This window comes from Flaviaestuariibacter amylovorans, from assembly GCF_039541815.1.
GTDB lineage: Bacteria > Bacteroidota > Bacteroidia > Chitinophagales > Chitinophagaceae > Flavisolibacter > Flavisolibacter amylovorans.
On record NZ_BAABGY010000007.1, the window covers coordinates 731,477 to 743,507 of the forward strand.

The following is a 12,031-nucleotide window of genomic DNA, read 5'->3' on the forward strand; positions in this document are numbered from 1 at the left end:
GGGTTCGTTAAAACAAGGACCCGGAAACGGTTTTGAAGGGTTTTGAAAAGTTTTGGATGGTTTTAAAAAGTTGACCTCCGAAGCCTGCCCGCATGGTTTCGTGTACAAGGCTCCCTAGGAGCTGGTACCAATTCGCGCACAACAAGCGTCCGGATATCCCGGCGGGCGATTCCGCTGGCCTGTTACAACCGTCAAAACCTTCCAAAACCGCTCAAAACCTTTTTCGAAGCCGTAACTTCGCGGCCAAATTCAAGCCGACGCATGAGCCTTGTAGCCCGCATCAAAGAGGTAAGCGCCGCCGCCATCAGCAGCCTGTACGGCGTGGCGGCCTCCGCAGACGATATCCTGGTCAACCAGACGAAGCCCGAGTTCGAGGGCGATTATACCGTGGTGCTGTTTGCCCTGATCAAGCAATTGCGTAAGTCGCCCGAAGCGCTTGGCCAGGAGCTCGGCGCGTACCTTACGGCGCAGCACCCGGAGCTGTTCGCCAACTTCAACGTGATCAAGGGATTCCTCAACCTCTCTGTGGCCGACGCGGCTTTGCCCGGCTTTCTCCGCAACGCGCTCGAGCCCGCCGCCGCCACCGGCAAGAAAGTGATGGTGGAATACTCCTCCCCCAACACCAACAAGCCCCTGCACCTCGGTCACCTGCGCAACAACTTCCTGGGCTGGAGCGTCGCCGCCATCCTGGAAGCCGCCGGCAACGAGGTAATGAAGACCTGCATCGTAAACGACCGCGGCATCCACATCTGCAAGAGCATGATCGCCTGGAAGAAGCTCGCGAACGGCGCCACGCCCCAAAGCAGCGGGATGAAGGGCGATCATTTTGTGGGGCACTACTACGTACAATTCGAAACCGAGCTGAAGGCCCAGACCGAGCCCCTGTTCGAGCGCCTCAAGAACGGCAAGTTCGACGGGCTCGACGACGCGCAGCGCACCAAGGCCGAAGCCATTTACCGGAACTGGGCCAATGGTGACCGCAAGGGCGAGGCCGCACAAAAAGCGCTCGACGGCCTCAAGGAAATAGCACGTGCCGCCACACCGGTGATGAAGGAAGCGCAGGGGATGCTGGTGGATTGGGAAGCCGGCAAGCCCGAGGTGATCGACCTCTGGAAACAAATGAACGGCTGGGTGTACGCAGGCTTCGACGCAACCTATCAACGCATCGGCTCCGACTTCGACAAGACCTACTACGAATCACAGACCTACCTCCTCGGCCGCGACCTGGTGAACGAGGGGCTCGAGAAAGGCGTCTTCTTCCGCAAGGACGATGGCTCCGTCTGGATCGACCTGACGGCGGACGGCCTCGACGAAAAGCTGGTGCTCCGCAAGGACGGCACCTCCGTGTACATCACGCAGGACATGGGGCTCGCCCAGCAGAAATACGAGCAGTTCCCCTACGATCAGAGCATCTACGTGATCGCCGACGAGCAGAACTACCACATGAAGGTGCTGCAGCTCATTCTGGAGAAGCTTGGTGCGCCCTATGCCGGCGGCATCCATCACCTGTCGTATGGCATGGTGGAACTGCCCACAGGCCGTATGAAGAGCCGCGAAGGCACGGTGGTGGACGCCGACGACCTCGTGGACGAGATGGTGCAGGTAGCCGAGAAAGAAACGCGGGAGCACAGCAAGATCGAAGAGTTCGGCGAAGTAGAATTGAAGGAGTTGTACGAAACGATTGCGCTCGGTGCGCTCAAGTTCTTTCTCCTGCATGTAGACCCGAAGAAGAAGATGCTGTTCAACCCGGAGGAAACGATCAAGTTCCAGGGCTTTACCGGTCCGTTCATTCAATATACGTATGCACGCATCCGCTCCATTTTGCGCAAGGCGGGCGCCGGCACCGCTGCCGTTGAGATCTCCACGGAAGGCCTGCTGCGTAAGGAAAAAGACCTGCTGCTGCTCATTGAGCAATACGCCGAAACCGTAAAAGGCGCGGCCAGGGATTTCAACCCGTCGGCCATGGCCAACTATGCGTTTACGGTGGCCAAGACCTACAATGCGTTCTATGCCGAACACCCGGTGCTGCAGGCCGAAAGCGAGGCAAAGAAGGCCCTTCGCCTTGAACTGTGCCGCCAGACCGCCCAGGTGCTGCGCGACTCGATGGCCCTGCTGGGGATCCGTGTACCCGAGCGGATGTAAGCGGATCCGAATCGTTTTATTACAAAGCCCCCGGCACCACGCCGGGGGCTTTGCCGTGATTGGTACCACCTTTGCTGCAGGTAGCCCAAAAGAGCAAACCATGAAAAAGATGCTGATGCTTTTCGGGGTGCTGCTGCTGGGCACCGCCGCGGTTCAGGCACAAACCGTGACCGAGGCCACGATCGAGTCCTACGACAGCACTTCGAATACGGAAACGAAGACCAAGGTGAAGCCCAAGACAACGGTGAAGGATAAGGCGTATAACCTCGTACACCGCAAGAAAAAGCGGAGCAGCGGTGTGAAGACAAAAACGACGACCGAAACCCGTAAGATCGAGGACCAGCATTAAAGGGTGTAGCTGGTGATGCCGCAACATAGTTTGCGGCTTTTTTATGGCAGAGACCTACAAGAACGGGCAGGCCCCAGAAGCTGCCCTGCTGTACCGTGTCGTAAGGGGTTGATGGTGACCGTATTTCTGGCCTTGCTCACGGCCGCTGCCGCCTGCCTCTTATGGCAGCGTCGTAGGCTGCTTTGCCGGTGCCGTTCCGGTCAGACGTTGTAGGTATACCCTCCCGCAAACCGGCGCCGCAGCAGGTTGCACCGGTGCCGCCAACGCGGGGAGGAGGTTCTGTATCGGAAGTGCCGGAAGCCGGGCTGCGGCGCGGCTCTGTCGCCATGGAGAGCGGGAATGCAGGCCCGGTACTGCCGGTGCCAACCCAAAAGTGATGATGCGGGCGCCGTTGCGCTGCAGTTGCTTGATGGCGGACCACCCGGTTGTGTCGGGTAAGGGTGCCGCTTCGAACGCTTTTGGAATGGTAGTGCAAGCTGCAAGTGACACCAGGGGCGGGCAAGGTGCAAAAACGCGTATCATGATCGTTTAGCCGGTTTACAGCCAGGAGCCATCTGCTCGAAAGCTCGTCCGGATAATGGTGCATGGCGGCTCTGCCGCCTTCTTGCGGAGGTGCCATCTGTAAAAAAGAGAAAACCCCAGGAATGGGGTTCTCGTTTGGTGTTTTCACAGGTCAAGTGTTCATAGAGTACCATTGCGCGTTTTACTGGCGGCACTTTATCGTGTTGGGGTTCATTTCATGATCCGTTGCCAGGCGATGCGCTGGCCGCGTTCTCCCAGCAGTTCTACGAAATAAATACCCGGCGCCAGGTGTTGGAGTTCGTTTAGGGCAAGTTGGTTCATACCAGGCTGCATCAGCATAGCTTTCACCTGCATCAGCTGTCCGCCTGCGTTCAACAAGCGCAGGTGCATGGTTTCTGATGCGAAAGCCTGGTAGCGCAGGTGCACCCGATCGGCAAACGGATTGGGCCACAAGTTCCATTGAGCTGAGAGCGTTTGCTTTACAGCCCTTACCGCTGAATAGTAGCGGCTACCATTCTGTTCGCGCACCTGAACGCGGTAAAAAACGAGTGTTGCCTGGCGGTCGGGAGCAGCATCGGTAAATCTGTACGTAAAGCGGCTGTGATCCCCGCTGCTGCGCACGACCCCGATCTCCCGGAAATCAGTGCCGCTGGTGCTTCGCTCGATCGCGTATTCTTCAATGGCCACCTCGTCGAGTACTTCCCACTGAAGCTCAACCGATTCGCCCGAGTAGGCACCGGTGAGGCTGATGCTCCGCAGGGGCAGTACGATGGCCTCGGGCACGTCGGGAAGCGTAGTAGAAAATACGTGGTAGCGGATGGTGGCATTTCCGAGCGTTATCGACCGCACCACCACCTGGCCATAGGCGCCGTTGTTATTGGTAAATGACAGTGCTGCAAGTGGCGCCAGGAGCGTTCCGTAGAGCGCCCGGTTACCGCTGATCTGCAGGTTGGCAGCCCCGGCAAAGTTCCATAGGATATGTGCCCCGGCGGAAGCGCCCAGGCTGCTCATGTTGGGAGGTGCCCATGCGTACGTGCCATTTACGTCCACGTTCATCACCAGGATCGTTTGCGCGCTGAGCGACGCGCCGGAAAGCGTCAGCGAGCCCGTGAGCGCCGTAAGCTGCGCCATCGTTACGTTCAGGTAGTTGATCTTATTTGCCACGAGGGTGAGCGTGGCACTCGTGCCCGCGGGAAGTGTAAGGTGGTTCAGACGCGGATCGGTGCTCACCTTCCAGGTGGCGATCCGCGTATGGTAATCGGAAAAGTCGAGGAACGCGTCCGCAACATCGATCCCGGTGCTGCCAGTAGCATCCGGAGCAGTCTGCGTGCGGTCTGCCTGCAAGGCCGGGTTGGAGTTGAAGGTGCCCGCCTGTGTGGTGAGCTTTGTATTGACGGCCGCGCCGCCGTTGGTATACCAGACACGGGTGCCGACGGCATCCGCAAGGCGTATCTTTCCGCGGAGCACCCGGCTCAGGCTGCCGCTGGTGAAGATCGTACGCGCGCCGATGGCGATACCGTAATTATCGTTGTTGTTCGAGGCATAGGTAGGGTACGTTCCGCTGTGCAGGCTGGCCACCGTGCCGTTGCCTGTCAGAATAAGATCCGTACCGATGGCTACCGGGCCCTGTACGGTACCGGAATGAAGGGAAAAGGACGCTTCCGTGAAGATGTTGAAGTCCTTTGCCTGTGCAGTAGGGGCAAAGGTTTGTGAACGGACGTCGGGTAGTAGCGAAAGCGATAGTACAATGGTGAGCGAACAGTTGCGTAAAGAAGGGTGCATGTGTTTCATTTTAGGTTTGCGAAAAGGCGTATCGGCAGACCACGCATTTAGGCGCGGCCATTTCGGTCGGTGCTGGTACCGGCATCCGTGCATGAGCAAGGCGCCGGAGTGAAAACATGCAATGGAGGATTATAGGAAGGAAGAGCGCTGGAAAAATGAGAAGGAGTTGCGAAGCAAGGTTGCGGGAAAAGGTGCGCTCCAGAACATAATGCGTTCAATTCGCGTACCATAACCAACTTTTGAACAGCTGATGCCAAAAGAAAGTCTACAGGCTGATGGACCATAAAAAACGGGACGAATACTCACCTGAAATCCGGCGGACTCCTTGGCCATCGACAAGGGGTGCAAATGACGCGTATAAGGGGATTGCAGTGGGATTGGGTAGCATGTTGCACGTACCGCAATTCTACTGATACAGCGCGCCGGTTGCGGGAAACGATCCCGCGCGAACACCGGCCAGGAAACAGCTTACAGGGCGCTATCAACTGCAGCTTAATGCATTACGAAAATTTTTAAAATAATTTCGATATTCCTTGCTTTTCGGTGTCCATTAGGGTAGCTTTGTAAGAGCGCCGTTACCTTTTTCGAAGCGCACCTACCCTCTTTTTAGTCGTATCCGTACACATCCCATTGCACCCTTCGTTCCGAATGCAATATTTAAATGGCGATGAACCTATGTACTACGATGTTGCCTACCTCATACCTTTTGATTCGCTGTTCCTGCACGAACCGCTGAAAGTCAACGCGGACAACGCTTCGCTCCTTCAAGTCCGATCCGGCCAAACAAACCCCGGGCATCCCTTTTTCAAGAAAGGCGTGCTTCATTCCTCTGCGCTACCGACTGACGATTATCGAAACCTTAAAAACCGCCTAAATGAATACACACCAAGTTCTATGGGCTGACGACGACCCCGACGATCTGATGCTCTTCAACGAGACTGCGCATGAGGTGGACCGCGAGGTTTGTATCACAACTGCCAGTAACGGTCTTGAGCTGATCGACCAACTCAACCGGGCCAAGACGCTGCATGCCTTGCCCGGAATGATCATCACGGACATGAATATGCCGGTGGTTACCGGTCGCGAGGCCCTGGTGCTGATCCGTCGCGACGAGCAACTGCGGCGGATTCCACTGGTTGTGTTTACGACGTCTTCCAGCTCGCTCGATGCGTTGTTTTGCCTTCGGCACGAGGTTCTGATGGTGACAAAACCCTGCGTTCTGCGGGATCTACGGCTCGTGATCCGGAACATACTCCGGATCCGCTGGCCATAACAACACTAGTCCGGTGGTATAGGGTTGGTCCACCTTCGTGCGAACCACGATCCCGCACCAGGTACCGGTGCATTTGGCTGAAAATATGTGGCCCTGCCCTTTCAGGCGCGGATGTTGCCCCTTTTGTTCATGGTGCGCCGAATAAAATATACCTGTGATCAAGAACCTTGTCATGTACGCCGACGATGACGATGTTTACCATACATTGTTTGCAACGGCCCTTCGGCACCGGCCCGGCGTCAGGCTAAGACGCTGTTTGAATTAATGTACGGGCCGGCCAGGCCTCCAGCGGCCTATTTCGAGCGGCGACGCAGCGCCCCGAAGCTTCGGGGGCGTGCTAAGGCCGCGGCGGCCGTCCATTTCAGGATTCTCAGAAACCACAATAATCCAAACAGCCTATTAGAACATTGTCCAGCGGGCTTGCACTGCTCACCTACATATCACTGAACCGCCCCAACCGGGATGTATGCCGCATCGTCATCGACATTCCGATGCATGTGATCAATGGTATCCAGAAACTGGTAACGATCAAGGCCGACATGAACCTGCCCGCCATTTCAGCGGTGCTCTTTTCGAATACGAACGACGGTATCGATCGCCTGATCGCGACGTCGCTGCATACGCCCATCCTGCCCAAACCCGGAACCGTCGGCGAAATGGGTTACCGGATCAGGGAAATGCTTGAACTGGTAAACAGAAGACGGTAACGACGGAGCCGCTCAATCAGTCGGCCACCGGCAAGATCGCAGTCGGGAAGTGGAACTGCACGTACAACTCCCGGGTGTCGATCATCTCTCCTTCCGCGTCAAAGGTGTTCTCAAAGACTGCACGCATGTTCTCCAGGGCATTAGTGCCTGTGGACAAAGCCTTTGCCGAGGCGTACCGGATCGACGAGAGGGCTTCTGTCAATCTACTATTAGTTAAGCAAGACGGTAGAATTCAGCAAGGCGGGATCGTACTCTACAGACCGCATGGGAATGGGACAAATGCTATATCAGCAGCGACCATGAAAACTTTACTTAATCATGATAAATTGAACCTGAAAGGAAAATTTATCGTTTATGGTGTGAACGGCCGACGAAACTTCGAGCTTGATTTAAAAGAAAACGGATCTGCCGAGTTCGCTAAATTGAAAGCTAAGGAGCCGACACAAACAGGTCGCGGACAGGGGTGTATTGACTGGTTCATGGTCACAACGGTAACTTACGTGGATGGCTCTACGTCAACATCTTCGCAGTATGTTACGACGACATGTTCAGGAGGTGGATGCAGTGATCCGAACATGGCAAGCGTCTGCCCCGAAGGCGATGGGAGGAGTTCAGGCGGTGGTGGTGGAGGTTATGGCGTTGATTATGAATTTGAATATCTTTATCACAAAGGAGTAAACTGGGTCGTTGGCGCCCCGGCAAGCGGACATTATGTGGTCTATTCTTTTGAGACAATTTCCGGCAAGAAGGTTTCGGGCGTGAAATCGATTACCGGAATCGTACACAACCGATCAGCAGGATTCTCTGACGGCTATGCTGGAAGTGCAGCTTGGACGCAGTTGCAGGCCGTAGTGAACTTTACTTCATCACAGGCCGCAGCGTCCGTGTCGGGGAAGGTCCACTTCGCTGACGCCACTCATCCATTAGATGTCCCACTCTCCAATAATAAGCAATGGACGCCGCCCCAAATAGTGCCCTGATGTATCAAACAAAATCTTGGAGTGTGAGCGTTGTGCTCATACTCCTTTCCTTCTTTTTGATTCCGGGCTGCTTTTCTTCGAAGAGATCTGTGCAGAAAGGGACTGTCGTACATAAGGTATGGTGGTTCAATCCGGAGCGTAAGGTGATAGAGCCGGACTCCGTATCAGGAGAGCTTAAATATATCTACAAAGACAGTTTCGCAGTCGCAACAGTGCTTCGGACCCAATTTGACGAAGTGAACAATGTGAGGCATGTTAGTTTCCCGGTGCATAAGTATGTGCTGATCGATATGCGGCAGAAAACGTTTTATGATTTCCTGAATTTTTCGGATACAGCGCAGCCTGTCAAGGTGCATAACGTAGATTCTCTGGGGAGGGTGGAAGACGGCTGGAAAATGTTCATGAACGACACCTTCATGTATACCGGAAGTATGATCCGGCTGCCGGACACTACGTTGAACGGCACCCGGTTCAGCCGCTTGAAAGGTTATCGGCTCCAGCAAGGACCTGACGGCACTGCAAGCGTCGGATCGATCGTTGCCTATTATAGCTGCGAGAAGAAAGGGCTGCCTTTGCAAATCGACCACGGCCTCGGCAACCGGCTAGGATGCCCGGTGTTGCGGATGGACTTTGTTAGGAATGGGTATTTCCGATATTCGGAATACCGTTATGCTGAAGACTCACTGTCGAAAATGGAAGAAGCGGTTTTAGATGCTTGGATAAGGCATGTTCGCTCGGGCAGGCAGTCGCGTTCGGGTCAGTCAAGCCGGTAGACGCATCCCCGGCATAGTTACAAATGAAAGGTCTAGGTGGAAGGATGTACGCTGCTTCCGAAATCCTGACCTGTTGGCGCCTTATCTGGATAGGATCGACATTAACGGGGCTTGGTAGATTGAAAGCCTATAGGCCCAGTACCAGCGCAGCGGCTACCGGTGGAAGTACGCCCGCACCTTCACAAGTACAGACCTCCTGGCACCCTATCTTGATCGTATAAACATTGACTCACTATGGTAGACAAAAAAGATGAGCCTATAGATACTCAGGAAGGGGGCGCCGATGAGCCGAAGGAAAGTATAAATGACGAGCATCGTAGTTTATGGCAGGAACGGCCCTATCTACCAAAGACCCGAGGCAAAGACTTTTGGGAGCGGACTATCGGATTATTTAATGAAACAAGCGACGAAGATCTTTAGGTGCTGAATCATGGCTAACGTTATCTAGGCCTTGGCCGTTCGGATAGAGGGATAATTCCACTGAAGAACGGGTCAAGGCTTTTGTATTTTCAAATATGAACCAGCTCCTCACTATCAACGAAGCAGCCGCCACCCTCCGGGTAGGGCATCAGGCAGTCAGGGCCGCTATCAAGAAAGGCGACCTTATCGCAGCCCTCATAGGCGGCGACTGGCGGATCTCCGTAGAGCATCTAAACGAGTACCTGGCCGGCCGCTCCAACAAGCCGAAGCGCGCCATCTACTCCGTACGCCCGACGCTAGGCAAAGCGGGAAGCATCTATTGAACTGTGCACAGTTTGACTCCAGTTCTGGGTTACGTCGAGCGTAGGCGGCCTTGAGGGCAGTCGATGTCATGCCTATGAGTAGCAAGGACACCAATTTCTTCCTACCTTAGTTTACGGGAGTCTTAGACTGGTGGAACCTCTGGATTCAGAATGGTTCTTTCAAGAGATAGTTCCCCCTTTACCTTACAGACACTATCACATTTCAAATAACTAACTGCCATGAGACCCCTCTACTTACTTGCCCTTGGGGCTGCCCTTGCTTTTTCTTCATGCAATAAGGGGGGCGGCAGCGACCCTACGCCACCAGGAAACCCTACGCCGCCGCCGCCGCCTCCGACCGCTACTACCACTGTTTCCATCAGCTCTGGTGACAATCAAGCCGGGGTCGCCTATCAATATTTACCGCTGCCCCTTGTTATCAAGGTGAAGGATTCTGCCGGTGCAGGTGTACCCGGTCTAAATGTTTCCTGGGTGGCCGCATCAGGGAACGGGAATTTGGACTTTCCGAATACCACGACAAATGCGAGCGGTGAGTCATCCAACAGATGGAGATTCGTAAATGGCACCTGGCCCTACAGGGTGATCGTATCGGTAAAGTATGCGAATGGCAATCACGTAGACGGATCGCCATTGACATTCAATGCAACAGTAAGCGGCGACACGCTGGTAACTGTAGCCGGCTTCTCCTCCACTTTAGGCAGCGCACTCAACCAGGTACGCGCTCATAGCGTCTGGGTCGATTCGTCAAATAATGTTTATGCCGCTGAGGGATCCGGAAACAATAGGGTTTCAAAGTGGGCACCAGGCGCCACATCAGCACAAATAGTAATGAGCGGTACCGTTTATAATACGTTCGGTAGCGTATTTGGCGACTCCCAAAACTCGCTTTACGTAATTGATCTTGTAAACAAAAGAGTGATACGCAATGGCGTGTCAGTAGCCGGCGGCAATGGAACAGGAACACTTCCCAATCAGTTCACCTATCTTGTTGATGGATGCGTAGACAATGAGGGGAACATTTACATTCTGGACAGAATCAGCGACTTTAAGTTCCGGGTCCAGAAGTGGGCTCCTGGTGCAGCGGCAGGCGTTACTGTCTATTCCAGAGATACAGTTGGCGGCGGGCTTACGCCCAAGGCGATTACTGTGGATGCTTATAAGAATCTCTATATTGCTGAGTGGGCTAATGAAGTAGTGTGGAAAATCCCGGCAGGTGGGGGTGCGGCCTATGTGGTAGCAGGTGGCAACGGTCGTGGTAATGCGCCCAATCAGTTCGACAATATATCGGATATAGAATTAGACCACTTGGGCAATCTTTATGTTTCCGATTTGGCCAATTCCCGGATTCAAAAGTGGGTACCGGGAGCAACTTCCGGCGTGACCGAACCGATTATTTCTCCAACTAGCTTCCCGGGACAGGTCCTTACTTTAGGAATATACATCGACAAGTACAGAAGGTTGTTCATTGCTCGCGACGGCAGAGTTAGTCGCTGGCAACTTCGATAGGACATCACTCGCTCCGCCAGCACAGCTTGTCATACCATAGCACGTAAACCTCTAGGCATTAAAGCGGCTGATTTTCTGCAGCGAGGGATTCGTGATCGAACACAATTTAACCCGTTGGCCTCCTTTCGAATCTCTGTAGTTTCTACCACCGGCCCGAAGCAGGCCTCCGTACACATCGGCCGCAAGAAGTTGCTGCCCTCCTGGGAGGTGGACTTCGGTAACGGGTACTGCTACCTGCTCGTATACTTCGGGGGCAAATGGGGCGCCCTACAGGGTGAAGGATACAGCACGCCCACGCGGGGCATCGTCTACAAGCTGGCGGCCGCTATAATGACCTACCAAGCCCAAGAAACAGACATTTACCAGCGCCTTGTTAGGGCCGAAGACAAGCGGATCTCTTGGGACAATCCCCACCCGATCAACCGGGACCGGAAGAACCCGCCAAAGCCTGAGATTCACGATCCTGTTATAGTGGGTGCTGTTTAATAAGGGCCAATGAAAGAAGCCCAGGCAAAAGACCGGGCCGAACTTACTTGATCTATAGGTCGTTTTAAAAAACTACAAGCTCATATACTTCAAAGGCGCTCGAAGGGTTGGGGCAGCCCGGACTAGAGCCGGGCTTTTTCATGCCTACTCGGTAAAGGCTCACAGGTTTGAATCCTTCCCGGATTCAGGTTCGAATCCTAGTGTCATTCGAACCGGCGACCCAATAAAGTACAAGTATGGATTCGAGAGCCCGCGCCCGGCCTGCATCTTGTCGGGGTGCTAGATTCTCATCCTCGAGCGCCCGGAACTGTGGGGTCATAGGTTTGAATCCGGGTCGGATCACAACTAACGTTGTTGAGCGCCCAACAGTTGCCGCGCCCTACCCTACTTTGTAACGGCAATGAATGGACGCCAGACCTCCCGAACTGGCAGAAAAGAGGCAATCGCAGGCAAAATGCGGGCAAACGGGAAAAAGAAAAAGGACCTACATTGCTGTAAGTCCTTGATCTTCAGTGTGACCGCGTCAGGATTCAAACCTGAAACCTTCTGATCCGTAGTCAGATGCTCTATTCAATTGAGCTACGCAGCCATCGTTGGGAGTGCAAATATAGGGAGGCCGGCCGTAAAAAAACAAAACCCGGTCAAAAAAAATTTTTAAAAAAGCGCGGAGCGGCGGCACGATCTACTTCGCTATCAAGGTGTTCGACGTCCATGCGAGCGGAACAACACCCACCGATACAAAAAAGCCCCGGCCATTTGCCGGGGCTC

General features: G+C 54.3%; 11 protein-coding genes and 1 tRNA gene. 10 read left to right on the forward strand and 2 right to left on the reverse strand.

The genetic code is table 11. The annotated features are described in order from the left end of the window. The first annotated feature begins 261 nt into the window (after window positions 1-261). Both argS and ABD937_RS11705 read left to right on the forward strand, forming a co-directional pair. On the forward strand, window positions 262-2,142 hold the full coding sequence (gene argS / locus ABD937_RS11700; protein ID WP_345255903.1) for an arginine--tRNA ligase: 1,881 nt from the start codon (window positions 262-264) through the stop codon (window positions 2,140-2,142). Between the two features lie 100 nt (window positions 2,143-2,242). Then, window positions 2,243-2,491, forward strand: a complete 249-nt coding sequence (locus tag ABD937_RS11705) for a hypothetical protein (RefSeq protein ID WP_345255904.1) — start codon at window positions 2,243-2,245, stop codon at window positions 2,489-2,491. Window positions 2,492-3,223: 732 nt separating this feature from the next. Here ABD937_RS11705 and ABD937_RS11710 read toward each other — a convergent pair. Further along, entirely contained in the window at window positions 3,224-4,795 is a 1,572-nt protein-coding gene (locus tag ABD937_RS11710) for a collagen-binding domain-containing protein (protein WP_345255905.1), read from the reverse strand. Between the two features lie 874 nt (window positions 4,796-5,669). On the opposite strand from ABD937_RS11710, the gene ABD937_RS11715 reads away from it, so the two are divergent. The 8 genes from ABD937_RS11715 to ABD937_RS11750 all read left to right on the forward strand — a co-directional run bounded on the left by ABD937_RS11715 (window position 5,670) and on the right by ABD937_RS11750 (window position 11,263). Continuing rightward, complete coding sequence (locus ABD937_RS11715) at window positions 5,670-6,068, forward strand: response regulator (protein ID WP_345255906.1); 399 nt, start codon at window positions 5,670-5,672, stop codon at window positions 6,066-6,068. A 407-nt stretch (window positions 6,069-6,475) separates the two neighbouring features. Continuing rightward, complete coding sequence (locus ABD937_RS11720; protein ID WP_345255907.1) at window positions 6,476-6,775, forward strand: hypothetical protein; 300 nt, start codon at window positions 6,476-6,478, stop codon at window positions 6,773-6,775. A 125-nt stretch (window positions 6,776-6,900) separates the two neighbouring features. Continuing rightward, window positions 6,901-7,755: a hypothetical protein gene (locus ABD937_RS11725; RefSeq protein WP_345255908.1), complete on the forward strand. Its 855-nt coding sequence runs from the start codon at window positions 6,901-6,903 to the stop codon at window positions 7,753-7,755. After that, window positions 7,755-8,528, forward strand: a complete 774-nt coding sequence (locus tag ABD937_RS11730; protein ID WP_345255909.1) for a hypothetical protein — start codon at window positions 7,755-7,757, stop codon at window positions 8,526-8,528. Before ABD937_RS11725 ends, ABD937_RS11730 begins: the two co-directional genes overlap by 1 nt. A 234-nt stretch (window positions 8,529-8,762) precedes the next feature. Then, complete coding sequence (locus ABD937_RS11735) at window positions 8,763-8,948, forward strand: hypothetical protein (RefSeq protein WP_345255910.1); 186 nt, start codon at window positions 8,763-8,765, stop codon at window positions 8,946-8,948. Window positions 8,949-9,043: 95 nt separating this feature from the next. After that, window positions 9,044-9,271, forward strand: coding sequence for a helix-turn-helix domain-containing protein (locus ABD937_RS11740; RefSeq protein WP_345255912.1), 228 nt, complete (start codon window positions 9,044-9,046; stop codon window positions 9,269-9,271). A 219-nt stretch (window positions 9,272-9,490) separates the two neighbouring features. Further along, complete coding sequence (locus ABD937_RS11745; protein WP_345255913.1) at window positions 9,491-10,777, forward strand: NHL repeat-containing protein; 1,287 nt, start codon at window positions 9,491-9,493, stop codon at window positions 10,775-10,777. A gap of 114 nt (window positions 10,778-10,891) precedes the next feature. Further along, window positions 10,892-11,263 carry a hypothetical protein gene (locus ABD937_RS11750; RefSeq protein WP_345255914.1) on the forward strand — a complete coding sequence of 124 codons (372 nt, stop codon included), beginning with the start codon at window positions 10,892-10,894 and terminating at the stop codon, window positions 11,261-11,263. Window positions 11,264-11,778: 515 nt separating this feature from the next. Here the strand turns inward: ABD937_RS11750 and ABD937_RS11755 are convergent. Beyond that, a tRNA-Arg gene (locus ABD937_RS11755) sits at window positions 11,779-11,852 on the reverse strand. Between the last annotated feature and the right edge of the window lie 179 nt (window positions 11,853-12,031).

Coding starts and splice junctions, on each gene's coding strand:
- ABD937_RS11735 (WP_345255910.1), top strand. CDS start 8,763: ATGGTAGACAAAAAAGATGAGCCTATAGATACTCAGGAAGGGGGCGCC.
- ABD937_RS11710 (WP_345255905.1), bottom strand. CDS start 4,795: ATGCACCCTTCTTTACGCAACTGTTCGCTCACCATTGTACTATCGCTT.
- ABD937_RS11705 (WP_345255904.1), top strand. CDS start 2,243: ATGAAAAAGATGCTGATGCTTTTCGGGGTGCTGCTGCTGGGCACCGCC.
- ABD937_RS11715 (WP_345255906.1), top strand. CDS start 5,670: ATGAATACACACCAAGTTCTATGGGCTGACGACGACCCCGACGATCTG.
- ABD937_RS11740 (WP_345255912.1), top strand. CDS start 9,044: ATGAACCAGCTCCTCACTATCAACGAAGCAGCCGCCACCCTCCGGGTA.
- ABD937_RS11725 (WP_345255908.1), top strand. CDS start 6,901: ATGTTCTCCAGGGCATTAGTGCCTGTGGACAAAGCCTTTGCCGAGGCG.
- argS (WP_345255903.1), top strand. CDS start 262: ATGAGCCTTGTAGCCCGCATCAAAGAGGTAAGCGCCGCCGCCATCAGC.
- ABD937_RS11745 (WP_345255913.1), top strand. CDS start 9,491: ATGAGACCCCTCTACTTACTTGCCCTTGGGGCTGCCCTTGCTTTTTCT.
- ABD937_RS11730 (WP_345255909.1), top strand. CDS start 7,755: ATGTATCAAACAAAATCTTGGAGTGTGAGCGTTGTGCTCATACTCCTT.